Annotated in this window: 24 protein-coding genes; 16 read left to right on the top strand and 8 right to left on the bottom strand. The window is 63.5% G+C overall.

The window, feature by feature from the left end:
* The first annotated feature begins 303 nt into the window (after positions 1-303).
* From P3C18_RS00945 to P3C18_RS00935, 3 genes are all read left to right on the top strand, one after another.
* Positions 304-861: a DNA-3-methyladenine glycosylase I gene (locus tag P3C18_RS00945; RefSeq protein ID WP_275960016.1), complete on the top strand. Its 558-nt coding sequence runs from the start codon at positions 304-306 to the stop codon at positions 859-861.
* Between the two features lie 45 nt (positions 862-906).
* Positions 907-1,794 (top strand): lysophospholipid acyltransferase, encoded by an 888-nt coding sequence (locus P3C18_RS00940; protein WP_275960015.1) that lies wholly within the window; start codon positions 907-909, stop codon positions 1,792-1,794.
* A gap of 68 nt (positions 1,795-1,862) precedes the next feature.
* Positions 1,863-2,135, top strand: a complete 273-nt coding sequence (locus tag P3C18_RS00935; protein ID WP_275960014.1) for a PilZ domain-containing protein — start codon at positions 1,863-1,865, stop codon at positions 2,133-2,135.
* An 18-nt stretch (positions 2,136-2,153) separates the two neighbouring features.
* On the opposite strand, the gene P3C18_RS00930 is transcribed toward P3C18_RS00935, so the two are convergent.
* Genes P3C18_RS00930 through def form a run of 5 tightly spaced genes read right to left on the bottom strand, consistent with a single transcriptional unit; the run spans position 2,154 to position 6,681 of the window.
* A complete protein-coding gene (locus P3C18_RS00930; protein WP_275960013.1) occupies positions 2,154-2,471 on the bottom strand; it encodes a hypothetical protein in 318 nt (105 codons plus the stop codon).
* Between the two features lie 9 nt (positions 2,472-2,480).
* A complete protein-coding gene (gene trkA, locus P3C18_RS00925; RefSeq protein ID WP_090254226.1) occupies positions 2,481-3,854 on the bottom strand; it encodes a Trk system potassium transporter TrkA in 1,374 nt (457 codons plus the stop codon).
* Positions 3,855-3,866: 12 nt separating this feature from the next.
* Complete coding sequence (rsmB, locus tag P3C18_RS00920) at positions 3,867-5,180, bottom strand: 16S rRNA (cytosine(967)-C(5))-methyltransferase RsmB (protein ID WP_275960012.1); 1,314 nt, start codon at positions 5,178-5,180, stop codon at positions 3,867-3,869.
* Entirely contained in the window at positions 5,177-6,121 is a 945-nt protein-coding gene (gene fmt, locus P3C18_RS00915) for a methionyl-tRNA formyltransferase (RefSeq protein ID WP_275960011.1), read from the bottom strand. The genes rsmB and fmt overlap by 4 nt, the downstream gene beginning before the upstream one ends.
* Before the next feature lie 53 nt (positions 6,122-6,174).
* Positions 6,175-6,681, bottom strand: a complete 507-nt coding sequence (def, locus tag P3C18_RS00910) for a peptide deformylase (protein ID WP_090254233.1) — start codon at positions 6,679-6,681, stop codon at positions 6,175-6,177.
* A gap of 152 nt (positions 6,682-6,833) precedes the next feature.
* Between def and P3C18_RS00905 the strand changes: the two genes are divergently transcribed.
* The 3 genes from P3C18_RS00905 (at position 6,834) to P3C18_RS00895 (ending at position 9,685) form a co-directional block, all read left to right on the top strand.
* Complete coding sequence (locus P3C18_RS00905) at positions 6,834-7,859, top strand: LysM peptidoglycan-binding domain-containing protein (RefSeq protein ID WP_275960010.1); 1,026 nt, start codon at positions 6,834-6,836, stop codon at positions 7,857-7,859.
* A gap of 98 nt (positions 7,860-7,957) precedes the next feature.
* On the top strand, positions 7,958-9,073 hold the full coding sequence (dprA, locus tag P3C18_RS00900; RefSeq protein WP_275960009.1) for a DNA-processing protein DprA: 1,116 nt from the start codon (positions 7,958-7,960) through the stop codon (positions 9,071-9,073).
* A gap of 54 nt (positions 9,074-9,127) precedes the next feature.
* Positions 9,128-9,685, top strand: coding sequence for an L-threonylcarbamoyladenylate synthase (locus P3C18_RS00895; RefSeq protein ID WP_275960008.1), 558 nt, complete (start codon positions 9,128-9,130; stop codon positions 9,683-9,685).
* A 16-nt stretch (positions 9,686-9,701) separates the two neighbouring features.
* On the opposite strand, the gene P3C18_RS00890 is transcribed toward P3C18_RS00895, so the two are convergent.
* Positions 9,702-10,679 carry an NADPH:quinone reductase gene (locus P3C18_RS00890; protein ID WP_275960007.1) on the bottom strand — a complete coding sequence of 326 codons (978 nt, stop codon included), beginning with the start codon at positions 10,677-10,679 and terminating at the stop codon, positions 9,702-9,704.
* 182 nt (positions 10,680-10,861) lie between these two features.
* Here P3C18_RS00890 and hemF point away from each other — a divergent pair, with 182 nt between their 5' ends.
* The 3 genes from hemF to P3C18_RS00875 are packed head-to-tail and all read left to right on the top strand — an operon-like array spanning position 10,862 to position 13,239.
* Positions 10,862-11,782 (top strand): oxygen-dependent coproporphyrinogen oxidase, encoded by a 921-nt coding sequence (hemF, locus tag P3C18_RS00885; RefSeq protein WP_275960006.1) that lies wholly within the window; start codon positions 10,862-10,864, stop codon positions 11,780-11,782.
* A complete protein-coding gene (gene aroE, locus P3C18_RS00880; RefSeq protein WP_275960004.1) occupies positions 11,782-12,606 on the top strand; it encodes a shikimate dehydrogenase in 825 nt (274 codons plus the stop codon). Before hemF ends, aroE begins: the two co-directional genes overlap by 1 nt.
* 6 nt (positions 12,607-12,612) lie before the next feature.
* Positions 12,613-13,239, top strand: a complete 627-nt coding sequence (locus P3C18_RS00875) for a class I SAM-dependent methyltransferase (RefSeq protein WP_275960003.1) — start codon at positions 12,613-12,615, stop codon at positions 13,237-13,239.
* Positions 13,240-13,429: 190 nt separating this feature from the next.
* Here P3C18_RS00875 and P3C18_RS00870 read toward each other — a convergent pair whose 3' ends face one another.
* Positions 13,430-17,500, bottom strand: a complete 4,071-nt coding sequence (locus P3C18_RS00870; RefSeq protein ID WP_275960002.1) for a bifunctional nitrate reductase/sulfite reductase flavoprotein subunit alpha — start codon at positions 17,498-17,500, stop codon at positions 13,430-13,432.
* 544 nt (positions 17,501-18,044) lie between these two features.
* Here P3C18_RS00870 and nirB point away from each other — a divergent pair.
* The 5 genes from nirB (at position 18,045) to modC (ending at position 23,846) form a co-directional block, all read left to right on the top strand.
* Complete coding sequence (gene nirB / locus P3C18_RS00865; RefSeq protein WP_275960001.1) at positions 18,045-20,618, top strand: nitrite reductase large subunit NirB; 2,574 nt, start codon at positions 18,045-18,047, stop codon at positions 20,616-20,618.
* Entirely contained in the window at positions 20,618-20,995 is a 378-nt protein-coding gene (gene nirD, locus P3C18_RS00860; protein ID WP_275960000.1) for a nitrite reductase small subunit NirD, read from the top strand. Before nirB ends, nirD begins: the two co-directional genes overlap by 1 nt.
* A gap of 260 nt (positions 20,996-21,255) precedes the next feature.
* Positions 21,256-22,002 carry a molybdate ABC transporter substrate-binding protein gene (modA, locus tag P3C18_RS00855; RefSeq protein WP_275959999.1) on the top strand — a complete coding sequence of 249 codons (747 nt, stop codon included), beginning with the start codon at positions 21,256-21,258 and terminating at the stop codon, positions 22,000-22,002.
* Positions 22,003-22,014: 12 nt separating this feature from the next.
* Positions 22,015-22,707 carry a molybdate ABC transporter permease subunit gene (gene modB / locus P3C18_RS00850; RefSeq protein ID WP_275959998.1) on the top strand — a complete coding sequence of 231 codons (693 nt, stop codon included), beginning with the start codon at positions 22,015-22,017 and terminating at the stop codon, positions 22,705-22,707.
* Complete coding sequence (gene modC, locus P3C18_RS00845; protein WP_275959997.1) at positions 22,704-23,846, top strand: molybdenum ABC transporter ATP-binding protein; 1,143 nt, start codon at positions 22,704-22,706, stop codon at positions 23,844-23,846. The genes modB and modC overlap by 4 nt, the downstream gene beginning before the upstream one ends.
* On the opposite strand, the gene P3C18_RS00840 is transcribed toward modC, so the two are convergent.
* Positions 23,829-24,260, bottom strand: a complete 432-nt coding sequence (locus tag P3C18_RS00840; RefSeq protein WP_275959996.1) for a hypothetical protein — start codon at positions 24,258-24,260, stop codon at positions 23,829-23,831. The genes modC and P3C18_RS00840 overlap by 18 nt on opposite strands.
* Before the next feature lie 125 nt (positions 24,261-24,385).
* Between P3C18_RS00840 and P3C18_RS00835 the strand changes: the two genes are divergently transcribed.
* On the top strand, positions 24,386-25,198 hold the full coding sequence (locus P3C18_RS00835) for a helix-turn-helix transcriptional regulator (protein WP_275959995.1): 813 nt from the start codon (positions 24,386-24,388) through the stop codon (positions 25,196-25,198).
* A gap of 102 nt (positions 25,199-25,300) precedes the next feature.
* Positions 25,301-26,044, top strand: a complete 744-nt coding sequence (locus P3C18_RS00830) for a hypothetical protein (RefSeq protein ID WP_275959994.1) — start codon at positions 25,301-25,303, stop codon at positions 26,042-26,044.
* The last annotated feature ends 58 nt before the right edge of the window (positions 26,045-26,102 follow it).

Genomic DNA, 26,102 nt, shown 5'->3' with positions numbered 1-26,102 from the left:
AAGTCCGCGATTATACCGAAGCTGAGGGTCTGTTGCCGTTTCGTCGCGAGCCGCGTTGCTGCGAAAAATCTCGCCAGGCTAGGCGGAGGACGCAGGTAATGGTTGTTCCCTTGCCAAGTCCTCCAACACCGCATGGCGAGATTTTGCGCGCAACCCGCAGGGCCGGGCCTGTTTTAGCGCGATACTGCGTTTCTCGACACTCATTTGGAACAACCAAACTTCGTGTCTCGTGCCTTGCCTCGCGCTAAAACAGGCTCCGGCGCGGCCGCGAACGAAACGGCAACAGACCCTAGGAAAACCCGCATGCCACGCTGCTCTTGGTGCTCCGACGACCCGCTGTATATCACCTACCACGACCAGGAATGGGGCGTGCCGCAACGCGACCCCCAGGTGCTGTTCGAGTTGCTGCTGCTCGAAGCCTTTCAGGCCGGCCTGTCGTGGATCACCGTGCTGAAGAAGCGCGAGCGTTACCGCGAGGTGCTGTTCGGCTTCGATGTGCAGCGCCTGGCGGAACTTACCGACGAGTACATCGAAGAAACCCTGATGCAGGACCCTGGCATCATCCGCAACCGCCTCAAGCTCAAGGCCGTGCGCAAGAACGCCCAGGCCTGGCTCAAGCTGGAAGACCCGGTGACGCTGCTCTGGTCCTTTGTTGGCGGCGCGCCGAAGATCAACCACTTCAGCGAACGCGGCCAGGTGCCGGCGGTAACCGCCGAGGCCGAGGCGATGAGCAAGGCACTGAAAAAGGCCGGCTTTACCTTTGTCGGCCCGACCATCTGCTACGCCTATATGCAGGCCACCGGCATGGTCATGGATCACACCGTTGATTGTGACCGCTACGCGCAACTGACCACTCGCTAGCCCGGGTGGTTACAATAAGCGCCTTTTGATCGGCTGGAGTTGCCTGTGGAAAAGCTCAAAGGTGCCCTAGTGGTGGGCTTTCTGCGTTTGTTTGCCTTGCTGCCGTGGCGCGCCGTACAGGGCGTGGGCGCGGCGATTGGCTGGCTGATGTGGAAGCTGCCGAATGGCTCACGCGAAGTGGCCAGCATCAACCTGCGTAAATGCTTTCCCGAACTGGATGAGGCCGCGCACCAGCGTCTGCTGGGCCAATCGCTGATGGATATCGGCAGAACCCTGACCGAAAGCGCCTGTGCCTGGATCTGGCCGGCGCAGAAATCCATCGGCCTGGTGCGTGAAGTCGAAGGTCTGGATGTGCTCAGGGACGCCTTGGCCAGCGGCAAAGGCGTGGTCGGCATCACCAGCCACCTGGGCAACTGGGAAGTGCTTAACCACTTCTACTGCGCGCAGTGCAAACCGATCATTTTCTATCGCCCGCCGAAGCTGAAAGCCGTCGACGATCTGCTGCGCCAGCAGCGCGTACAGCTAGGCAACCGTGTTGCGCCGTCAACCAAGGAAGGCATCCTCAGCGTCATCAAGGAGGTGCGCAAAGGTGGTGCGGTGGGCATTCCGGCTGATCCCGAGCCGAGCCTGTCTTCCGGAGTCTTCGTACCCTTTCTCGGCACCGAGGCGCTGACCAGCAAGTTTGTGGCCGGTATGCTCAGTGGCGGCAAGGCCTGCGGAGTGTTTCTGCACGCGCTGCGTCTGCCGGACGGCTCGGGCTTCAAGGTCATCTTGGAAGCGGCACCGGAAGACATGTACAGCACCGATACGGCCACCGCCGTGGCGGCGATGAGCAGGGTTATTGAGGGTTATGTGCGTACGTACCCGAGCCAATACATGTGGAGCATGAAGCGCTTCAAGAAGCGCCCTGCCGGTGAGGCCAAGTGGTATTGAATAGGTCTGAGTTGCAGGTGGAGCCTGCTCTCGACTAGGCTGGGGGAACTCACTCTGACGGACGGCGCATGAGCAATAGTCGAAAGAATGTCCGCACACCCCTCAAGGTACGCCTGCGTATCGACCACCCGGTGCACGGCGAGCTGCTGGTCACCACTCGGGATATTTCCGAATGCGGCGTCTATGTGCTGATGGACCAGGCGCAGAATATGCTCAGCATGGGAGAGCAGGTGCAGGGCCAGGTGCAGGGTCTGCCGATGGAGGCGCCGATTCTCACGCTCGAAGTGGTGCGCGTCGAAGCCCTGGGCGTTGGCCTGCGCTTTGTGCAAACCGAGGAGTAGCCCAGGCTATTTCCTGAGTTACCGAGCCGGCTTATCCAGGCGCTTTAGAAACACGCTGATTTCCTTGCCCGCCTGCTTGTCACCCTTCTCTTCTGCTACCCGCAAGCCTTGCGTCCAGGCTGCCCGCGCCTCTGCACTGAGCCCTTGCTTGTTTAGCGCCTGGCCGAGCAGCTTCCAGGCCGCTGAGTACTGCGCATCGAACTCAACGCAGCGCTGCAAATGCTCTGCCGCCCGAGCGAACTCCGCCGCATCCAGATAGCCCTTGCCCAGGCCGAAACGCAGCAGGGCGTTGTCCATGCCTTTGGTCAGCATTTTCTCCAGGGCTTCGGTGCTCATGGTCGATTCCTAAAAGAAGGTCAGGCCGACCTGGAACAAGCGCTCGGCATCGCGGATGTATTTTTTATCGACCAGGAACAGGATCACATGGTCGCCCGTCTCGATCACCGTGTTGTCATGGGCGATCAACACCTCTTCGTTGCGGATGATCGCGCCGATGGTGGTGCCCGGCGGCAACGCGATATCGGCGATGGCGCGGCCGACCACCTTGCTCGATTTGGCGTCACCATGGGCAATCGCCTCGATGGCTTCGGCGGCACCGCGGCGCAGGGAGTGCACGCTTTCGATATCGCCACGGCGCACGTGGGTCAGCAGGGTGCCGATGGTGGCCAGCTGCGGGCTGATGGCGATGTCGATCTCGCCGCCCTGCACCAGGTCAACGTAGGCCGGGTTGTTGATGATGGTCATCACCTTGCGCGCGCCGAGGCGCTTGGCCAGCAAGGACGACATGATGTTGGCTTCGTCGTCGTTGGTCAGCGCGAGGAAGATGTCGGCGTCGCTGATGTTTTCTTCCACCAGCAGGTCGCGGTCTGAGGCGCTGCCCTGCAGCACGATGGTGCTGTCGAGGGTTTCCGAGAGATAACGGCAGCGCGCCGGGTTCATCTCGATGATCTTCACCTGGTAGCGGCTCTCGATGGCCTCGGCCAGACGCTCGCCGATGTGCCCGCCGCCAGCGATTACCACTTTTTTGTAGCTGTCTTCCATGCGGCGCATTTCGCTCATCACCGCACGGATATGCGCCTTGGCGGCGATAAAGAACACCTCGTCATCGGCTTCGATCACCGTGTCGCCCTGCGGCATGATCGCCCGGTTGCGGCGGAAGATCGCGGCCACGCGGGTGTCAACATTGGGCATATGTTCTCGCAGCTGACGCAGCTGTTGGCCGACCAGTGGGCCGCCGTAGTAGGCCTTGACCGCCACCAGCTGGGCTTTGCCTTCGGCGAAGTCGATCACCTGCAGGGCGCCGGGGTATTCGATCAGGCGCTTGATGTAGTTGGTTACCACCTGCTCGGGACTGATCAGTACGTCGACCGGGATCGATTCGTTGCTGAACAGGCCGCTGCGGGTCAGGTAGGCCGCTTCGCGCACCCGGGCAATCTTGGTCGGGGTGTGGAACAGGCTGTAGGCCACCTGGCAGGCGATCATGTTGATTTCATCGCTGTTGGTCACTGCCACCAGCATATCGGCATCGTCCGCGCCGGCCTGGCGCAGCACCGTGGGGAACGAACCACGGCCCTGAACTGTGCGGATATCCAGGCGGTCGCCGAGATCACGCAGGCGGTCGCCGTCGGTGTCGACCACGGTGATGTCGTTGGCTTCGCTGGCCAGGTGTTCCGCCAGGGTGCCGCCAACCTGGCCTGCACCGAGAATGATGATCTTCATGCAGTCTGTTCCTCAGCCGCGCGGGGCGGCAGCGATTTTCATCAGCTTGGCATAGTAGAAGCCGTCGTGACCGTCGACTTGCGGGAATAGCTGGCGACCGTGGGCGGTTTTATGGCCGAAGGCACCGGCAATATCCAACTCGCGGGCACCCGGCGTGCGGGCGAGGAAGGCAGCAATATTCTCGCTGTTCTCCGCCGGCATCACCGAGCAGGTGGCGTAGAGCAGGATGCCGCCGACCTCCAGGGTCTGCCACAGGCTATCCAGCAGTTCGCCCTGCAGTTTGGCCAGGGCGGGGATGTCATCGGCTTGGCGCGTCAGTTTGATATCCGGGTGACGACGAATCACCCCGGTGGCCGAGCAGGGGGCGTCGAGCAGGATACGCTGGAACGGCTTGCCGTCCCACCAGGCCGCCAGGTCGCGGCCATCGGCGGCAAACAGCTCAGCGTGCAGACCCAGACGCTTGAGGTTTTCGCGCACTCGCACCAGACGCTTTTCTTCCAGATCCACCGCCACTACGCCAGCCAGTTCGGGCTCGGCTTCCAGCAGGTGACAGGTTTTGCCGCCCGGTGCGGCGCAGGCATCCAGCACGCGCTGGCCGGGGGCCAGATCGAGCAGTTCAGCGGCCAGTTGCGCCGCTTCGTCCTGCACGCTGACGCGCCCTTCGCCGAAGCCAGGCAGGGTGGTGACATCACAGGCTTGCAGCAGACGGATGCCATCGCGGCTGAATACACAGGGTTCGGCCTCGAAGCCGATGCGGCGCAGTTCGGCCAGGTAGTTATCACGGCTGCCGAGGCGGCGGTTGACCCGCAGAATCAGCGGCGGATGGGCGTTGTTGGCCGCGCAGATGGCTTCCCACTGTTCCGGCCACTGAGCTTTCAGGGCTTTCTGCAGCCAGCGCGGGTGGGCGGTGTGCAGCACAGGGTCGCGTTCCAGGCTGGCGATAATGCTTTCGCCGTCGCGCTGGGCATTACGCAGCACGGCATTTAGCAGGCCCTTGAGTGAGGGCTTTTTCAGCTTGTCGACGCAGGCCACGGTTTCGCCAATTGCGGCGTGGGCCGGGATGCGCGTATAGAACAGCTGATACAGGCCAATCAGCAGCAGCGCCTCGACATCACGGTCGGCGGCTTTGAAGGATTTTTGCAGCAGCTTCTCGGCGATCAGCGCCAGGCGCGGTTGCCAACGTGCGGTGCCGAAGGCCAGGTCCTGGGCCAGGCCACGGTCACGTTGCTCGACCTTGTCCAGCAACGGCGGCAGGCTGCTGCCGAGCGAAGCCTTGCCAGCCAGCACACTGGCCAGGGCGCGGGCGGCGGCGAGACGTGGGTTCATTGGCCGAGCACCAGGCCTGGAGTGAACTGCTCGCGGCGGCTGTTGTACAGATCACTGAAGTTCAGTGCTTTGCCGCCGGGCAGCTGCAGGCGGGTCAGGCGCAATGCACCTGCGCCACAGGCCACGGTCAGGCCTGATTTATCGGCGGCGAGGATGCTGCCGGATTGGCCCTGCCCTTCGCCCAGTGCGGCGGCGTGCACCTTGATGGCTTCGCCATTTAGCGTGCTATGGCAGATCGGCCAGGGATGAAAGGCGCGTACCAGGCGCTCCAGCTCAGTGGCCGGGCGGCTCCAGTCCAGGCGCGCTTCATCCTTGTTCAGTTTGTGCGCGTAGGTGGCCAGGCTGTCGTCCTGCACTTCGCCAACCAGATTGCCGGCGGCCAGACCGCTGATGGCCTGAATCACCGCCTGTGGGCCGAGGCTGGCGAGGCGGTCGTGCAGGCTGCCACCGGTGTCTTCGGCAGAAATCGGCGTGCTGACTTTCAGCAGCATCGGCCCGGTATCCAGGCCGGCTTCCATTTGCATCACGGTAACGCCGGATTCAGCATCACCGGCCTCGACCGCACGCTGGATCGGCGCGGCACCGCGCCAGCGTGGCAGCAAGGAGGCGTGACTGTTGATGCAGCCCAAGCGCGGGGTATCCAGCACCACCTGCGGCAGAATCAGGCCGTAAGCCACCACCACCATCAGGTCGGGTTTGAGCGCCGCCAGTTCGGCCTGGGCAGCGGGGTCGCGCAGGGTCTGCGGCTGGTACACCGGAATATCGTGCTGCAGGGCGAGCTGCTTGACCGGGCTGGGCGTGAGTTTCTGCCCGCGTCCAGCCGGGCGATCCGGTTGGCTGTACACGGCGATGATCTGGTGTGGCGTGTCGAGCAAGGCCTTGAGGTGTTCGGCGGCAAATTCCGGAGTGCCGGCAAAGACAATACGCAGTGCTTCAGTCATGGGGGCTCGCTAAAGAAAAAGGCTTGCCGCAGCAAGCCTTTGAAAGGTGTGGCTCAAGCCTGCTGGCGATGTTGCTTTTCCAGCTTCTTCTTGATGCGGTCGCGTTTGAGATTAGACAGGTAATCGACAAACAGCTTGCCGTTGAGGTGGTCGCATTCGTGCTGGATGCACACGGCCAAGAGGCCTTCGGCGATCAACTCATAGGGCTGACCATCGCGGTCCAGCGCCTTGATCTTGACCTTCTGCGGGCGGTCTACGTTTTCGTAGAAGCCCGGCACCGACAGGCAGCCTTCCTGGTACTGATCCATTTCCTCGGTCAGCGGCTCGAACTCGGGGTTGATAAACACCCGGGGCTCGGACTTGTCTTCGGACAGGTCCATCACCACCAGACGCTTGTGCACGTTGACCTGCGTCGCCGCCAGGCCGATGCCCGGTGCGTCGTACATGGTTTCAAACATGTCATCGATCAGCTGACGCAAGGCGTCATCGACTACGTCCACCGGCTTGGCGATGGTGCGCAGGCGCGGATCGGGAAATTCGAGGATATTCAGGATCGCCATATGCGTTTGTGATGCACTTGTGGAATAAAGTCAAAATCCGCTGCTAAGATGATGAGCAGCATTGAAAAACGGCTTCACGCCGCAGCACGACTGGGTTTTGTCGCGGCGCTAGGGCGCTCCACGTGAAGGCACATAATAAAGGGATTCACCGCATGAGGAAATCACTACTCGCCCTGCTGCTGCTTGCGGCAAGTGGCTTGGCCCAGGCCGAAGTGCAACTCAAGGACGGTCACCCAGACCGTTATACCGTGGTCAAGGGCGATACCCTCTGGGATATCTCCGGTAAATTTCTTAGCCAGCCGTGGAAGTGGCCAGAAATCTGGCACGCCAACCCACAGGTGGCCAACCCCCATTTGATCTATCCGGGCGACCAACTTAGCCTGGTGTATATCGATGGTCAGCCACGCCTGATGCTCAATCGTGGTGAGTCGCGCGGCACCATCAAGCTATCGCCACAGGTACGCAGCACGCCGATGGCCGAAGCCATTCCGGCAATTCCGCTGGAGGCGATCAACAGCTTCCTGCTGAGCAACCGCATCGTCGATACCCCTGAGCAGTTCCAGGGCGCGCCCTATATCGTGGCCGGCAACGCCGAGCGCGTCGTCAGCGGCGCCGGTGATCGTGTGTATGCCCGTGGCAGCTTTGATGAGTCGGCGCCGGCTTATGGCATCTTCCGTCAGGGCAAAACCTATACCGACCCGGAGACCAAGGAATTCCTTGGGATCAACGCCGACGACATCGGCTCGGGTGAGATCGTGGCCGAGGAAGGTGATGTTGGCACCATGGCCCTGACCCGCTCAACTCAGGAAGTACGCCTTGGCGACCGTCTGTTTGCCACTGAAGAACGTGCGATCAATTCGACCTTTATGCCGAGTGAGCCGGCCGGTGAGATCCGCGGTGTGATCCTCGATGTGCCGCGCGGCGTGACCCAGATTGGTCAGTTCGATGTGGTAACCATCAACAAGGGCGCCCGTGACGGCCTGAGCGAAGGCAACGTGCTGGCGATCTACAAGACCGGTGAAACCGTACGTGACCGCGTAACCGGCGAATCGGTGAAGATTCCGGACGAGCGTTCGGGCCTGCTGATGGTGTTCCGCACCTACGACAAGCTCAGCTATGGCCTGGTGCTGGGAGCTTCTCGCTCGCTGGCGATCATGGATAAAGTGCGTAACCCGTAACACCGAAAAGCCCCGCGAATGCGGGGCTTTTTTATGGCGTGCCATCTCTGACCGCCACCCTGCCGCCTGTGTGGCGCGACCGATCAAGGATGATCCGCATGTCGCAACCTTTTGTCATTTCCCCTGCTATTTCTCCAGCTGAACTGGAAGCCCGTCTGCGCCTGCATTGCTTGCCGGAGTTGGGCCCTCGGCGTTTTCGCAAACTTCTCAGTGCCTTCGACAATGCTTCTGCTGCGCTTAGCGCGCCGGCCAGTGCCTGGCGCTCTCTGGGATTGCCGCAAGCCTGCAGTGACGCGCGACGCAGTGCTGAGGTGCGTGAGCGCGCCGCGCAAAGCCTGGCTTGGCTGGACGCCGATACGCACAACCTGCTGATGTGGGATGAGGCGATCTACCCGGGCTTACTGGCCGAGCTGGTGGATGCACCGCCGCTGCTATTTATTGAAGGTGATCCGACGCTACTGGAGCAGCCGCAACTGGCCATGGTCGGCAGTCGGCGTGCATCGCGGCCAGGGCTGGACACTGCGCAGAGTTTTGCCCGCAGCCTGGCCGGTGGCGGTTTTGTGATTACCAGCGGTTTGGCCCTGGGCATCGATGGGGCGGCCCATCAGGGCGCACTGGATGCCGGCGGCAAGACGGTGGCGGTGCTTGGTACCGGCTTGCAGTGCCTGTATCCGGCGCGGCACAAGAAACTCGCCGCAGATATCGTCGCTTGTGGTGGTGCGCTGGTCTCCGAGTTGCCGCTGGATTGTCCGCCCCAGGCGAGCAATTTCCCCCGGCGTAATCGCATCATCAGCGGTCTATCAGTTGGCGTGCTGGTGGTGGAAGCCAGTCCGTCCAGCGGTTCGCTGATCACCGCGCGGCTGGCCGCCGAGCAGGGCCGTGAGGTCTATGCGATTCCCGGTTCGATTCATCATCCCGGCGCCCGTGGTTGCCATCAGTTGATCCGCGAAGGCGCGACGCTGGTGGAAAGCATTGAGGATATTCTCCAGGCCCTACGCGGCTGGCAGGCGCAGCCACCCGCAAGTGGCTCGCGTAAGCCAGAGCCGCTCAGCCATCCATTACTGGCCCTGTTGCATGCCGCGCCGCATAGCAGCGAGGCGCTGGTGGCCGCCAGTGGTTTGCCGTTGGCCGAGGTGTTGGCGGCGCTGACTGAGCTGGAACTGGACGGTCGAGTGGCCTGCGAAAATGGCCGCTGGGTGGGCCGCGCACCTTGAACAGGGTCTTGGCTTGGATACACTGCCCGTCAAGTGTTTAGCGGAGAGCAGTGAATGGTCAGCAACTGGCAGATACAGCAGGCTGCACGGGTGGTGCGCAATGGTGGGGTGATTGCCTATCCGACCGAAGCGGTATGGGGGCTGGGCTGTGATCCCTGGCATGACGAAGCGGTGGAGCGTTTGCTGGCGCTGAAGGATCGCCCCGTGCACAAGGGGCTGATTCTGGTGGCCGCCGATATCGAACAGTTCGACTTTCTTCTCGAAGACCTGCCGGAAATCTGGCTAGCGCGCTTGGCCGGTAGCTGGCCGGGCCCGAATACCTGGCTGGTGCCGCATCAGAACCGCTTGCCCGAATGGATCAGCGGCCAGCACGACAGCGTTGCCCTGCGCGTCAGCGATCATCCGCAGGTGCGGGCGCTGTGCCGGCTGACCGGCCCGTTGGTGTCAACTTCGGCCAATCCGGCAGGCCGTCCGTCCGCGCGTTCACGCCTGCGTGTCGAGCAGTACTTTCCCGGTCAGCTGGATGCTGTGCTTGGCGGGGCTTTGGGCGGCCGCAAGAACCCCAGCCTGATCCGTGATCTGATCAGCGGTGACGTGGTCAGGGCGTCCTGATCACAGCCTAACCCGGCTAGGGCAGCAGGATGCTTGAGCCGGTGGTCTGCCGCGCGCTCAGGGCGGTTTGTGCCAGCGCCGCATCCTTGAGTGCATAGCGGTTGCTGATCTCCACCTGCAGCTGGCCGCTGGCGATCATGGTGAACAGTTCGTCAGCCATCGCCTGCAGCCGGGAAGGCGTATCGGCGTAACCGGCCAGGGTTGGGCGGGTGACGAACAGTGAGCCTTTTTGCGCGAGGATGCCTAGGTTGACCCCGCTGACTGCGCCAGACGCATTGCCGAAGCTGACCAGCAGGCCGCGCGGCGCCACGCAATCTAGCGAGGTTTCCCAGGTGTCCTTGCCGACGCCGTCGTAGACCACCGGGCACTTCTTGCCGTCAGTCAGTTCGAGCACGCGCTGGGCAACGTTTTCATGGCTGTAGTCGATGGTCGCCCAGGCGCCCTGCTCTTTGGCGCGTGCGGCTTTTTCGGCCGAGCTGACGGTGCCGATCAGCTTGACCCCAAGCGCCCTGGCCCACTGGCAAGCGAAGGAACCAACCCCGCCGGCGGCGGCATGAAACAGAATGGTTTCGCCGCCCTGCAGCGGATAGGTCTGGCGCAGCAGATACTGCACCGTCAGGCCCTTGAGCATCACCGCAGCGGCCTGCTCGAAGCTGATTGCATCCGGCAGTTTCACCAGCTTCTCGGCCGGCAGCACATGCAGCTCGCTATACGCGCCCAGCGCTCCGGTGGCATAGGCCACGCGGTCGCCCACCTGAAAACCGCTGACCGAAGCACCCACCGCCTCGACGATGCCCGCACCCTCGGTGCCCAAGCTGGACGGCAGCGCTGGCGGCGCATACAGGCCGCTGCGGAAATAGGTGTCGATAAAATTCAGGCCGATCGCCTGGTTCTGCACCCGTACCTCATTCGGACCTGGGGCTGCGGGTGTGTAGTCGGTGTAGTCGAGAACGTCCGGGCCGCCGTGACGGTTGAACTGGATACGCATGGCCATTTTCAGAGTCTTCCGCGATTGAATGCCTGGATGATGCCCGCACGGGCAGAAACGTGCCGTTATCCAATCGTCTGCATTGACCGCCGTCAACTGCGGCCGTGGGGTGGCTGGTGTTATGCTGGCTGCCCATTTTCCCCCGCGGCCACGTGCCGCCTGGCCTTACCCGTTTTCAAGGTGCCGCCGTGAGTGACCGTACTGAGGCTGTCAAAGCCTACCTGCTGGATCTGCAAGACCGTATCTGCACTGCCCTGCAAGCCGAAGATGGTGGTGCTGAATTCTTCGAGGATGCCTGGCAGCGGCCAGCCGGTGGTGGCGGGCGCACGCGGGTGATGGAGAACGGTGCGCTGATCGAAAAGGGCGGGGTGAACTTCTCCCACGTGTTCGGCGACAGCCTGCCGCCCTCGGCCAGTGCGCATCGGCCGGAACTGGCCGGACGCGGTTTCGAGGCCCTTGGCGTGTCTCTGGTGATCCACCCGGAAAACCCCTACGTGCCAACCTCCCACGCCAACGTGCGTTTCTTCAGCGCCGAGAAAGCAGGTGAAGAGCCGGTCTGGTGGTTCGGCGGCGGCTTCGACCTGACGCCTTACTACGGCAATGAAGAAGACTGCCGGCACTGGCACCAGGTCGCCCATGACGCCTGTGCGCCCTTCGGTGCCGAGGTCTATCCGAAGTTCAAGGCCTGGTGTGATCGCTACTTCCACCTCAAGCATCGTGGCGAGCCGCGCGGCATTGGCGGGCTTTTCTTCGATGACCTGAACCAGTGGGATTTCGACACCAGCTTCGCCTTTATGCGCGCCATCGGCGATGCCTATATCGCGGCCTATCTACCTATCGTGCAGCGCCGCAAGCTGACCCCCTATGGCGAGCGCGAGCGTGAGTTCCAGGCCTTCCGCCGTGGTCGCTATGTCGAGTTCAACCTGGTGTTTGACCGTGGCACGCTGTTCGGCCTGCAGTCCGGCGGACGTACCGAATCGATCCTGATGTCGCTGCCGCCGCATGTGCGCTGGGGCTACGACTGGAAGCCGGAGCCGGGCAGCGAAGAAGCGCGTCTGACAGAGTATTTCCTGACAGATCGTGACTGGCTGAATGAGGCGGGCCGCTGATGGACCGCTACGGCGTATTCGGCAACCCCATCGGCCACAGCAAGTCGCCGCTGATCCACCGTCTGTTTGCCCAGCAGACCGGCGAGCAGCTGAGTTATGAAGCCCTGCTCGCGCCGCTGGACGACTTCCCCGGATTTGCCCGCGCGTTCTTTGCCGAGGGTTTGGGTGCCAATGTCACGGTGCCGTTCAAGGAACAGGCGTTTGCTCTCGCCGATCAGCTCAGCGCCCATGCTCAACGCGCTGGTGCGGTAAATACCCTGAAGAAGCTTGCCGACGGCAGCCTGCTTGGCGATAACACCGACGGCGCCGGCCTGGTGCGTGATCTGACGGTGAATGCCGGGGTAAACCTCAAGGGCAAACGCATTCTCCTGCTCGGTGCCGGCGGTGCCGTGCGCGGCGTGCTGGAGCCATTGTTGGCCGAGCAGCCGGCGGCGCTGGTGATTGCCAACCGTACGGTGGAAAAGGCCGAGCAACTGGCCCGTGAATTTGCCGACCTGGGCCCGGTGGTGGCCAGCGGTTATGACTGGATTGATGCGCCGGTGGACCTGATCATCAATGGCACCTCGGCCAGCCTGGCCGGCGAGTTGCCGCCGATTGCACCGAGCCTGATCCAGCCGGGGCATACCCTGTGCTACGACATGATGTACGGCAAGGAATTGACTGCCTTTAACCGCTGGGCTGCCGAGCACGGCGCAGCGCGCACTCTGGATGGCTTGGGCATGCTGGTCGAACAGGCCGCCGAAGCCTTTGCCCTGTGGCGTGACGTACGCCCTGCCAGCGCCCCGGTGTTGGCCGAACTGCGCCGCCTGCTGGCCGAGGGTTAAGCGCGTATGCCGCTGAGCCCGACTGAACTGGCGCAGATCAGCGCGCTGACCCTGCGCCATTATCAGGACTGCGCCGAAGACTTTCGCGAGGGCACCCGCGATCACGATGTCAGCCAGAATATCGCTGCCCTGCTCGCACATATCCAGGCCACTGCGCCCTACCAAATTCTCGATTTCGGCTGCGGCCCGGGGCGCGATCTGCGCACCTTTAGCGCCATGGGCCACACCGCCGTCGGTTTGGACGGCTGCTCGCGCTTTGTCGAAATGGCCCGCGCCGACAGTGGCTGCGAAGCTTGGCAGCAGGACTTTCTTGCCCTTGATCTGCCGCCTGAGCGCTTCGACGGCGTGTTCGCCAATGCCTCGCTGTTCCATATTCCCCGTCAGGAACTGCCACGGGTGTTGAAGCAGCTGCATGCCGCCCTTAAGCCGGGCGGCGTGCTGTTCAGTTCCAACCCCCGTGGTGAGAACCAGGAAGGCTGGAATGGCGAGCGCTACGGCGCCTATCACGACCTGGCCAACTGGCGCGTGCTGCTCACCTCCGCCGGCTTTAGCGAGCTGCAGCATTACTACCGTCCGGCGGGCCTGCCGCGTGACCAACAGCCCTGGCTGGCCAGTGTGTGGCGGCGGAGCTAACGCTCGGCTGTAGCCTGGATTAGCGCAGCGTAATCCGGGAAAGGTGGCTCGGTGATGCCGTGATACCCGGATTGCGCCTTCGGCTTATCCAGGCTACGAACCAGGCGCAGAGCCTGGTTCAGTCCGTAGGGTGGACGTTGTTTTTCACGTCCACCGCAATGGTGGATCGATGAAGCGTGATCCACCCTACTCAATACACATCACGCAGATAACGCTTCTGTTCGGCCAAACGGCGAATATGCTCGGCGGCTTTTTCCTCGCTCAAACCACCGTGCTCGCGCGCCACATCCCGTAGTGCCTGTTCGACATCCTTGGCCATGCGGTTGGCGTCGCCGCAGACATACAGCTGCGCACCCTCCTCCAGCCAGCGCCAAAGTTCGGCGCCCTGTTCACGAATACGGTCCTGCACATAAATCTTCTGCGCCTGATCGCGGGAGAAGGCCAGGCTGAGGTGGGTCAACAGGCTGTCGTGCTGCATCGCGGTCAGCTCGTCGCGGTAGTAGAAGTCGCTGGCCGCATGCTGCTCGCCGAAGAACAGCCAGTTCTTGCCGGCATCGCCGCGTGCGCGGCGTTCGTGGAGGAAGCCGCGAAACGGCGCCACGCCGGTGCCGGGGCCGATCATGATCATCGGCACGTCGCCATCTTGCGGCACGCGGAAGTATTTGTTGCTCTGCACAAACAGCGGCACCTCGCCGTTACCCACACGGTCGGCGAGAAAGGTCGAGGCCACGCCCTTGCGCTTGCCGTAGCGCACCGCGGACACGGTCAGGTGCACTTCGCCGGCATGCGCCTTGGGGCTTGAGGAGATGGAATACAGGCGCGGTTGCAGACGTTTAAGGCTGCCTAGCAGCTCGCCTGCAGTGTGTTCGGCCGGATAGGCCTGCAGCACGTCGGCCAGTTGGCGGCCCCATAGCCAGTCCTTCAATTCTGCCTTGCGCTCGCCAAGCAGGCTGCGCAGCTCGTTGCTGGCGCTGCGTTCGGCGACCAGGGCGAGGGCCTCGTTGCTCGGCCGGGCGATTTCGAAATGGCTGGTCAGCGCCTCGCGCAGCGGCAGCTCGCCGACCTTGGCCACGTTGACCAGTTGCTCGCCGTCCAGGTGCGCCAGTTCGAGCACTTCCTCGACCAGCTCCGGGCAGTTGCGCGGCCATACGCCGAGGGCATCGCCGGCTTCGTAGGTCAGGCCGGAATCGCCCAGGGCGAAGGCGAACTGGCGGGTGTCCTTGCTCGCGCCTGCAGCGTTCAGGCGCAGGTTAAGCGCCAGACGCGCGGGTAGTGGCTGGTTCTTGCTGACTAACTGTGTGCTGACGGGCTCAGTTGCGGCTGTGTTGTGTGCAGGAGCTGCTGCTGCGGTCGGGCGCAGCAACGGCAGCAGCTCGCTTAGCCAGGCCGCCGCTGCGTCGTCGAAGTCGCTGTCGCAATCCAGGCAGGGCCTTAGCGGTGTGGCGCCGAGTTCTGCCAGGCGGCGGTCGAGGTTTTTGCCGTGCTGGCAAAACTGCTCGTAGTTGGGGTCGCCAAGGGCCAGCACCGCATAACGCAGATTTTCCAGGCGCAGGTCGCTGGTCTGCAGGGCATTCCAGAAGGCTTGGCCGTTGTCCGGTGCATCGCCGTCGCCGAAGGTGCTGCTGAGCAGTAGTACCGAGCCGGCGCTGGTCAGTTGCTGCGGCGGGTAATCGGCCATGCAGCTGAGCGCCACGGCAACCCCGGCTTCGTTCAGGTGCGCGGCCAGGCGTTCGGCCAGTGCCTCGGCATTGCCGGTCTGCGAGGCCCACAGCAGGGTTACTGCAGGGCTCGCTGCCAGCGCCGAGGGTGCGACGCGGCTGAATATTCCGGCGAGCATGCCGTCGAGCCACAGGCGGGTCGGCTCGGCCAGGGGCGCCTGGCTTGGCAGGCTGGGTACACCGCCGCCGGGGTTGCTGCGCAAGCCGCTGATATAGCCAGCCATATAGCTGCGCTCGCTTTCGCTGAGGGGCGGCGGTGCGCTGCAATCTACGCCGACCAGGGCCGCAAAGGTTTCGATGCTCGACATCGCGAGTTCCTCGGGCTGGTGAGATAGGCGAGTGCTGTCTACTGCCTCGGCAGCGGGCGTATCGAGGTGTTGATGGGCGATCAGCTCGATACGCCGCAGGCTGACTGCGCAGAACTTGAATTCCGGCTGCTGCGAAATGGGGTCGATGGCGTCGCTGGTCACCGCGTTGATCGCCAGGTTGTCGCCGTACACATCGTTCCAGTGGAACGGCGCAAAGCAGCCGCCGGGCAGCACGCGGTCGCTGATCTGCACCGGCAGCACGGCATGGCCACGCCGCGAGCGGACCTCCAGCTGGTCGCGGTCGCGCACGCCGAGGGCGGCCGCGTCCTGCGGGTGCACTTCGATAAAAGGGCCGGGGTTGAGCTTGTTCAGTGTGGCGACCTTGCCGGTCTTGGTCAGGGTGTGCCACTGGTGCTGCAGGCGCCCGGTGTTGAGTACGAAAGGGAAGTCGTCATCGGGCATTTCCGCCGGGTCCAGATGCGGGCGCGGGAAAAACTGCGCCTTGCCGCTGGGCGTGGCAAACGCCAGGCGCGGCGTGCTGCCGTCTGCGCGAATGTGCAGATGCTGGCTGATTCCGTCGTTGATGTAGCGCAGCGGCATACGCCCGTCGCCCGCCTCGCTGGCGCAGGGCCATTGCAGCGGCGTTTGGCGCAGGCGCGGGTAGCTGGCGCCGCGCAGGTCATAACCGGTTTTGGGATTGTGGAAGCGTTTGATTTCCTCGAACACCTGCTCGGCCGAGCTGTAGCTGAAGCCGTCGGCAAAGCCCATGGCGCATGCCACCTCGGCGATGATCTGCCAGTCGGCCATGGCCTCGCCGGGCGGCTCGACGGCTTGCGGCATCAGCGTCAGGTTGCGTTCGGAGTTGATCATCACGCCTTCGGCTTCGGCCCACAGTGCGCCGGGCAGGAGGATGTCGGCGTAGCGATTGGTTTCGGTGTCGAGAAAGGCGTCCTGGGCGATCACCAGTTCGGCGGCCTTCAGCCCTTCGATCACCTTGCTGCGGTTGGCCATGCTCGCCACCGGATTGGTGCAGATGATCCAGCAGGCCTTGACCTTGCCGGCCGCCAGATCCTCGAACAGCGTCACGCTGCCGCCGCCCAGGCGTGTATGCAGGGTGCCAGCCGGTACGCCCCAGGCTTGCTCGACAAAGGCGCGGTCGTCGTCCACCAGCACACTGCGCTGGCCCGGCAGGCCGGGGCCCATATAGCCCATCTCGCGGCCGCCCATGGCGTTGGGTTGGCCTGTGAGGGAGAACGGCCCGCTGCCGGGGCGGCAGATCTTGCCGGTGGCCAGGTGCAGGTTGCACAGGGCGTTGGTGTTCCAGGTGCCGTGGGTGCTCTGGTTGAGGCCCATGGTCCAGCAGCTCATCCACTCGCCGGCTTCGCCGATCCAGCGTGCGGCCTGGCGAATGGCCGCTTCGCTGAGCCCGGTGTGGGCGGCGACGTATTCGGGGGTGTAGCTTTCGAGGAAGTCCGGCATGACCTCCCAGCCTTCGGTGAACTCGGCAATAAAGGCTGGATCGGTGTGGCCGTTCTTGTGCAGCAGGTGCAGCAATCCGTTGAGTAGCAGCAGGTCGCTGCCCGGTTTGATCTGCAGAAACAGGTCGGCCTTGTCCGCTGTGGCATTGCGCCGGGGGTCGACGACGATCAGCTTGGCGCCGGCCTTGACTCGTGCCATCAGGCGCAGAAACAGGATCGGATGACAGTCGGCCATATTCGCGCCGATCACCAGCAGCACATCCGCGCGGTCGAAGTCCTGGTACGAGCCGGGCGGGCCATCGGCACCCAGCGACAACTTGTAGCCGCTGCCGGCGCTGGCCATGCACAGGCGCGAGTTGGATTCGATCTGATTGCTGCCCAGGTAACCCTTGACCAGCTTGTTGGCCAGGTACTGCGCTTCCAGCGACATCTGCCCGGAGACATACAGGGCGATGGCGTCGGGGCCGTGTTCGTCGAGGACCGCGCGCAGGCGGGCGGCGGCGGCGCTGATGGCGGCATCCATGGCGATTTGCCCAGGGTCACGGTTACGTTCGCTGCGCAGGTAGGCGTGCTGCATGCGGCCGGATTCGTTCAGCGGCTGGGCGCAGGTGCTGCCCTTGGTGCACAGGCGGCCGAAGTTGCTCGGATGCTGTTGGTCACCGCTGACCTTGGCGATCTTGCCGTTTTCCACGTGCATGACGATGCCGCAGCCGACGCCGCAATAGGGACAGACACTTTGCACGGTTTTGTTCGCCACACCCCTCTCCTGCACCTGAAACGCAAAACGCCATGCAACCCTCCGTCGAAACGGGAGTGGCACGGCGTCTTTGTCGTGGATGGGCAATCAGCGTTGATTACCTGGGTTGGTCTAAAGCAAGGCACGCGCCAGGGTTCGTCAGGGTGGCTTGAATGCCCGCGCGGCAAGGCCTGGCGAGGTGTGTGCGGGACTGCTGGCCATGTTTTGCGCGACTCATAATGGGGCGCAGGCTGCTCTGCTCGCCTCTTTTTGGGTCTTTATCGCGCCAGGCAGGTCAGCCCTCAACTGTGCCTGTAGCCCGCTGCAATGCGGGCCGCAGGCCGCTGCGGGGAAACTGGCACAGGCGCTGCATGAGCCCCAGCGAGCCCGCCACATTCGGGCCGCCCATTCGATCAATGGCGATCGCCAGCCTCTATAGGCAATGGGTATCAGGTGCCACTCGCTGGCACCGCACAGAACAGGCAAAGGCGCCTGAAACCGCAAGGTTTCAGGCGCTTTTTTTATTGCCGCAGAAAAACCTGATGAGCTTCGGCCGGGAAATGCCATGAACAGCACAGATACCTCCACAGACCAGCAGCGGCTGATCATCATCGGCAACGGCATGGTCGGCCATCACTGCGTCGAGCAACTGATCGAGCGTGGCGCGCTGGCGCAGTACCGCGTGCATGTCTTCAGCGAAGAGCCGCTGCGCGCCTATGACCGCGTGCACCTCTCCGAGTATTTCACCGGCCGCGATGCCGAATCTCTGGCCCTCAGCGGTGCCGAGCTGTACCAGACGCCGGGCGTGACCCTGCACCTGGGCGTGCCGGTGCTGGAGATCGACCGCGAACGCCGCGAAGTGATCACCGCCGAAGGCAGCTTCCCCTATGACCAGCTGGTGCTGGCCAGCGGCTCCTACCCCTTCGTGCCGCCGATTGAAGGCGCCGAAGGCGATTCGCGCCTGGTCTACCGCACCCTGGCCGATCTCGACACCATCCAGGCCGCCGCCAAGAGCGCGCGCCGTGGTGTGGTGGTCGGTGGCGGCCTGCTCGGCCTGGAAGCGGCCAACGCGCTGAAATCCCTGGGCCTGGAAGCCCATGTGGTGGAATTCGCCCCGCGCCTGATGCCAGTGCAGCTGGATGATCACGGCGGCCTGGCGCTGAAGGCGCAGATCGAAGCCCTGGGCGTTAGCGTGCACCTGTCGCGCGGCACCCAGTCGATCACCCCGGGCAGCGAGTACCGCTACCGGATGAATTTCGCCGGTGACGCTGATGGTAAAAACGAGTGGCTTGAGACTGACCTGATCGTGTTCTCCGCCGGTATTCGCCCGCAGGACGCCATCGCCAAGCAGTGCGGCCTGGAACTCGGCCCGCGCGGCGGTGTGGCCATCGACAGCCAGTGCCGCACCAGCGACCCTGCCATCTACGCCATCGGCGAGTGCGCGGCGTGGAATGGCGGCATCTTCGGCCTGGTTGCGCCGGGCTACCAGATGGCCCGCAGCGTCGCCACCCAGCTGTGCGGCGAAGACAGCGAGCCGTTTATGGGCGCGGACATGTCGACCAAGCTCAAGCTGCTCGGCGTCGACGTCGGCTCCATCGGTGATGCCCACGGCGCTACCGCCGGCTCGCGCAGCTACCGCTTTATCGATGAAGCCAACGCCAGCTACCGCCGTCTGGTGGTATCCGCCGACGGCAAGCAGGCCATCGGTGCCGTGCTGGTCGGCGACAACAGCTACTACGACACGCTGCTGCAGTATGTGCAGAACGGCATCAAGCTGCCGGCCGATCCGTCCTGCCTGATCCTGCCGCAGGGCGAAGGCGCCCCGGCGCTGGGTGCCGATGCGCTGCCGGACACCGCGACCATCTGCTCCTGCCACAACGTCAGCAAAGGCGCGATCTGCGCCGCCATCGATGGCGGTTGCGGTGATCTGGCCGGGCTCAAAGCCTGCACCAAGGCGGCCACCGGCTGCGGCGGCTGCTCGGCGCTGCTCAAGCAGGTGTTCGAGCACGAGCTGACTGCGCGCGGCGTGGTGGTGGACAAGAGCCTCTGTGAACACTTCGCCTACACCCGCCAGGAGCTGTACGGCATCGTCCGCGTCGAAGGCATCGAGAGTTTCGAGGCGCTGCTGGCCAAACACGGCCGCGGCCATGTCGGCTGCGATATCTGCAAGCCAGCGGTGGGTTCGATTCTCGCCTCCTGCTGGAACCGCTCGATCACCGATCCGGCGCTGGTGCCGCTGCAGGACACCAACGACACCTTTATGGCCAACATGCAGAAGAACGGTACCTACTCGGTGGTGCCGCGTATTCCTGGTGGCGAAATCACCCCGGACGGCCTGCTGGCCATCGGCGCGGTGGCGAAGAAGTACGACCTCTACACCAAGATCACCGGCGGCCAGCGCATCGACCTGTTCGGCGCGCAGCTACACGAACTGCCGGATATCTGGGCCGAACTGATCGCCGCCGGCTTCGAGACCGGCCACGCCTACGGCAAGTCGCTGCGTACGGTTAAGTCCTGCGTGGGCAGCACCTGGTGCCGCTACGGCGTGCAGGACAGCGTGGCCATGGCGCTGCTGCTGGAGGACCGCTACAAGGGCCTGCGCTCGCCGCACAAGATCAAGTTCGCCGTCTCCGGCTGCACCCGCGAATGCGCCGAGGCGCAGAGCAAGGACGTCGGCGTGATCGCCACCGAGAACGGCTGGAACCTCTATGTCGCTGGCAACGGCGGCATGCGTCCGCGCCACGCCGAGCTGTTCGCCACCGATCTGGATGACGCCACCCTGATCCGCTACATCGACCGCTTCCTGATGTTCTACGTGCGCACCGCCGACCGCCTGCAACGCACCTCGGTGTGGCGCGAGTCGCTGGAAGGCGGCCTGGATTACCTGAAGGCAGTGATCATCGACGACAGCCTCAATCTCGCCGCCGAACTGGAAGCGCAGATGCAGCTGGTGATCGACCGCTACGAGTGCGAATGGGCCAACGCCCTGAAGGACCCGGAGAAGCTCAAGCGCTTCCGCACCTTCGTCAACCAGCAGGGCGGCGACCCGGATATCCAGTTTGTCGAAGAGCGTGGCCAGCGCCGCCCGGTGCGCGCTGACGAGCTTGCCCTTATTCCGCTATTCGAGGAGGTCGTCTGATGAGCCAGCCGAGCGCAACCGCAACAGTCGAACAAACCAGCGTGCAATGGCGCGCCCTGTGTAGCCGTGCCGACCTAGTTGCCAACTCCGGCGTGGTCGCCTGGGTCGACGGCGCCCAGGTGGCGCTGTTCTATCTCCCAGGCGAGGCCAGCGACAAGCAGCTGTATGCCGTGGACAACCGCGACCCCAAGTCCGGCGCCAACGTTATCGGTCGCGGCATTGTCGGCAGCCTGGCTGGCGACCTGGTGATCGCCGCGCCGCTGTACAAACAGCACTACCGCCTGGAAGACGGCAGCTGCCTGGAGTATCCCGAGCAGCAGCTGCGCACCTGGTCGGTACGCTTGCAGGGTGACCGGGTGGAAATTGGTCTGAGCTAAAGCCACAGGGCACACCGGGCTGAATAGGGCGCTACTTGACTATTGAGTCAGTAATTGGCTTTATGCGCCTCAGCCCGCAGCGCTGATGCCTGTGTAACAGGGTTGTCGATTATCTCGGCAACCCTGTTTTTGTTGCTCTACAGAGTGTCTTGGTACGCAAATCGCTATATCTCGTGAGATATAGCGAAGGTAGAGTAGCCAGGCGAATCAGCGCCGACAGAACAGCCGTTGGCCCTTGGCCGCACACCCAGGAGGTATCCATGCACGCGCGTATCGCGGCGTTATTCGCCGTTTTTGCTATCAGCAGCAACGCCCTGGCCGAGCAGGTCCAGGTGGCGGTGGCCGCCAACTTCACCGCGCCGCTGCAGGCGATTGCCGCCGAGTTCGAGAAAGACAGCGGGCACAGCGTGGTTGCCTCCTTCGGCGCCACCGGGCAGCTGTATGCGCAGATTCAGCATGGCGCGCCGTTCGAGGTGTTGCTCAGCGCCGATGCAAGCACCCCGGCCAGGCTCGACAGCCAAGGCCTGGGCGTTAGCGGTTCGCGCTTTACCTACGCAATTGGCAGCCTGGTGCTGTGGTCGGCCACGCCGGGTTATCTGGATGGCAGCGACGCGGCGCTCAAGGCCAACCAGTACCGGCACTTGGCGATTGCCGATCCAAAAACCGCACCCTATGGCCTGGCGGCAACCCAGGTGCTGGCCAAGCTCGGCCTGACCGAAGCGGTGCAGGGCAAGCTGGTAACGGGGCAAAGCATTGCCAAGGCATTGCACTTTATCGCCACCGGCAATGCCGAGCTGGGCTTTGTCGCGCTGTCGCAGGTGTATCAGGACGGTCAGCTCAGCAGCGGTTCTGCCTGGATCCTACCGGCCGAGCTGCATTCGCCGATCCGGCAGGATGCGCTGATCCTCAAGAAGGGCGAACACAATCCCGCCGCTGCGGCTTTCACCGCGTACCTGAAGGGTGAAAAAGCGGCCGCAATTATCAAGTCCTACGGCTACCAACTCTAAAAGGCGGTTGTGATGCCACTGACTAAAGCCGATCTCGCCGCCGTACTGCTGACCCTGGAGCTGGCATCGCTGACCACCCTGTTGCTGCTGCTGATCGGTACGCCGATTGCCTGGTGGTTGGCGCGCACTGATTCGCGCTGGAAGCAGCCGATTGGCGCCATCGTCGCCCTGCCGCTGGTGCTGCCGCCGACGGTGATCGGCTTCTACCTGCTGGTGAGCATGGGGCCGCACGGTGTTATCGGCCAACTGACCCAGAGCCTCGGCCTCGGCACCCTGACGTTTACCTTTACCGGGCTGGTGATCGGCTCGGTGTTCTATTCCCTGCCCTTTGTCGTGCAGCCGCTGCAGAACGCTTTCGAGGCGATTGGCCGTGCCCCGCTGGAGGCTGCGGCGACGCTGCGCGCCGGGCCTTGGGATGCGTTCTTCACGGTGGTGCTGCCGCTGGCCAAACCGGGCTTTATCACGGCGGCGATTCTCGGTTTCGCGCATACCGTGGGCGAGTTCGGTGTGGTGCTGATGATTGGCGGCAATATTCCCGGCAAGACCCAGGTGGCGTCGGTGCAGATCTATAACCATGTGGAAACCATGCAGTACGCCCAGGCCCACTGGCTGGCGGGCGGCATGGTGCTGTTCTCCTTTATCGTGCTGCTGGCGCTCTACTCTGGTCGAAGCAGCGGGCGCAGCAGCACACGGGTGTGGCAATGATCTGGCCATTGGCGCGGCGCAATCCGGCAATTCGCACAGTCGCCGGGGCGGGTGAAATCCACGCGCGTTTCAAGGTTGAACATGCCGGTTTCAGCCTGGATGTTGAGCTCAACCTGCCCGGTCGCGGCGTCAGCGCCCTGTTCGGTCATTCCGGCTCGGGCAAGACCAGCTGCCTGCGCTGCTTTGCCGGGCTGGATCAGCCGAGCCAAGGCTACCTGCAGGTCAACGGCGAGCTGTGGCAGGACAGCGCCCAGGGCATTTTCGTCCCGGCGCATCAACGAGCCGTGGGTTACGTGTTTCAGGATGCCAACCTGTTTGCCCACCTCACGGTGCGGCGCAATCTGCAGTACGGGTTGAAGCGCATCCCGGCCGCGCAGCGGCGGATTGCCCTGGAGCAGGCGGTCGAGTTGCTTGGCATTGAGCATCTGCTGGAGCGCTTGCCGGGCAAGCTGTCCGGCGGCGAGCAGCAGCGCGTTGGCATTGCCCGCGCCCTGCTGACCAGCCCGCGCCTGCTGCTGTTGGACGAGCCGCTGGCGTCCCTCGACCTCAAGCGCAAACAGGAGGTGCTGCCCTATCTGGAGCGCCTGCATCAGGAGCTGGAGATTCCGATTGTTTACGTCAGCCACTCGCCGGATGAGGTGGCGCGCCTGGCCGATCATCTGGTGTTGCTGGAAGACGGCAAGGTCAGCGCCAGCGGTCCCTTGAAGGAAACCCTGCTGCGCGCCGACCTGCCGTTTGTCTTCGAGGACGATGCCGAGGCGGTGGTTGATGGCGTAGTTACCGCCCATGACCATGCCTACGGGCTGCTCTATCTGCAATTGCCGGACAGCCAGATTAACCTGCGCTTGCCCCACGGGCCGCTGCCGCTGGGCCAGTCGGTGCGGATCAAGGTTAAGGCGCGGGATGTCAGCCTGAGCCTGCAGCAGGCTGAGGACAGCAGCGTGCTCAACCTGTTGCCCGCGCGGGTACTGGACTGGATCAATGTCGCCGAGCAGGCCCATGTACTGGTGCGCGTGCAAGTGGGTGGCGAGCAATTGATCGCCCGCATCACCCGCTACTCCTTCGACCGTCTGCAGATCCAGCGGGGGCAATCGCTGTGGGCGCAGGTCAAGTCGGTGTCATTACTGAGCACTCACTGATGCCTGGGCAAACGACCCGGGGACGACCTGCGAGCGCTTCAGGCCGATCAGCTCCAGCTCGATAAACACCAGCACGGCCACGGCCTGGACGATCACGAAGGCGTAGCCGAGCAGGTTCGGTGTGACCCAACCGCTGAGCAGCAACAGCACGCTGTGCACCACCCACAGTGCGTTCAGGCCAATTACCGCGTAGACCGCCGCCCGCGACATGCTTTCACGGCGCGACAGCCAGAGCAGAAAGGCCGCCAACGGCAGCAGCACCAGGGCGGCGCCGAGTAGTAATTCACGCGGCAGGGCCAGTAGGCCGCTGAGCCAATCAGCCAGCAGCAGAAGTTGCGCGGCAGTGATAACACCGACCAGCCCATCGGCGAGCAGGGCGCGGCGCAGTAACAGCGAAGGTTGCAAGGTGGTCATGGCGAAGTCTCCACAAAGGACCGCCGAAATGGCGGCTTACCCTTAGATTTCGCCGATCCGCGCGCCGCGTCGATTACCTCGCAGGTAATGGCTGCAATGACCTCGCTGATCTATCGTCGATGCTCATGAACAGTCCAATCCAGCCCGTCGGGGCTCTGCTGCGCCAATGGCGCCAGCACCGTCGTCTTAGCCAGCTCGACCTCGCTTGCGAGGCCGACATCTCCACCCGCCACCTGAGTTTCGTCGAAACCGGGCGCGCCCAGCCCAGCCGCGAGATGCTGCTGTTGCTCGCTGAGCAGCTGGATATTCCGCTGCGCGAGCGCAATCGTCTGCTCAGCGCCGCCGGCTATGCGCCGCTGTTTACTCAGCACGCGTTGTCCGAGCCGGCCATGGCGGCCGCGCGAACCGCCATTGAGCTGCTGCTTAAGGCTCACGAGCCCTATCCGGCGTTGACCATCGACCGCCACTGGAACCTGCTGGCGGCCAACAGCGCTGTCGCGCCGTTTCTGATTGGTATCGCTCCAGAGTTGCTGGAGCCGCCGATCAATGTGATGCGCCTGAGTCTGCATCCGGGCGGGCTGGCCCCGCGTATCGTCAACCTTGGGCCGTGGCGCGCCTATCTGTTGGCGCGGTTGCAGCGCGATTTTCAGGCCAGCGGTGATGCCCAGCTGCAGGCGCTGTGGGATGAGCTGAATGCTTATCCGGGGCCGGCGGCGCCCGCGCAGTTCGACAGCGACACGGTGCTGATGCCATTGCAGTTTGCCAGCGAGCAGGGCGTGGTCAGCCTGATCGGCACCACCACGGTGTTTGGTACTGCCAACGACATCACCCTGGCGGAGCTGGCCCTGGAAACCTTCTTCCCGGCCGATGCCTTCAGCGCGCAGTACCTGCGTGACTTGGCCGAATCGGCGCATCTTTCCGACGAAATCACTCTTTAGGCTGCTTTTCTCCAGTATTCAGTGCAGTACCCTGTGGCGCGCGATTGTATAAGCTGACTTGGTTCAGCACTGCTCACAAAAATAATAAGGAGCACTCCACGTATGCGTTCTACAACGCTGTCTCGCTCGCTATTGCTCGCGGTTATCGGGCTGTTGGCCGGCCTCTCGCCGCTGACTTTTGCCCAGGCCGTTACCCCCCAGGAACAAGTTCAGGTGCAGGCCAGCCGGGTTACCAGCAGCCTGATGCTGTTACGCGGTGAGGGTTTCCAAAAGAAACACCAGGACGCCCTGGAAACCGATCTGCAGGCCCTGGCCGCAGCGGTGCAGAGCCTGCCGCAAAACAGCGATGCCCTGCGCAGCGCCCATCAGGAACTGGTGGTGCAGATTCGCCGCGGCGTGGCCTTCGGCCCGAGCGAAGATGACATGCCCTGGCGCTACCCCGAGGACCTCAGCAAAGCCCTGCTCGGCGTGCTTGAGCAAACCCGCAAGCTGGCCGGCCCAGATGACAGCGAACTGTCCGCCAAACTCGAATACCTCTCGGTGCAGTACCTCAGCCGCGCCTACTTCGGCAATTTCGAAACCGCCCGCGAACAGCCCGACACCTACCTCGGTCAGGATGAACGCAAGATCGTGCCCTCAGTGGATGCGCAGCTTGCCGCGCTGGATGGCAAGGCCGACCCGCAGGTCGGCAAGCTGAAAACCCGCTGGGAATACCTCAAGGCCGCGCTGGTCGACCTAAACAGCCAGAGCAGCGCCTTGCAGAGCGCCTCGGGCCGGCCATTTGCGCCAATCACCGTGCATCGGCAAACGCGGTCGCTGACCACGCAATGGATGGCGATGTACTAAGTCCGTCTTCGATCTGCTGCGCGTTGGTGATCGGGGTTAAGCAGGTGAGCGGCTGCTT

This window comes from Pseudomonas sp. 1928-m, from assembly GCF_029269135.1.
Taxonomy (GTDB): domain Bacteria; phylum Pseudomonadota; class Gammaproteobacteria; order Pseudomonadales; family Pseudomonadaceae; genus Aquipseudomonas.
This window is presented reverse-complemented; position numbering and strand designations above follow the sequence as displayed.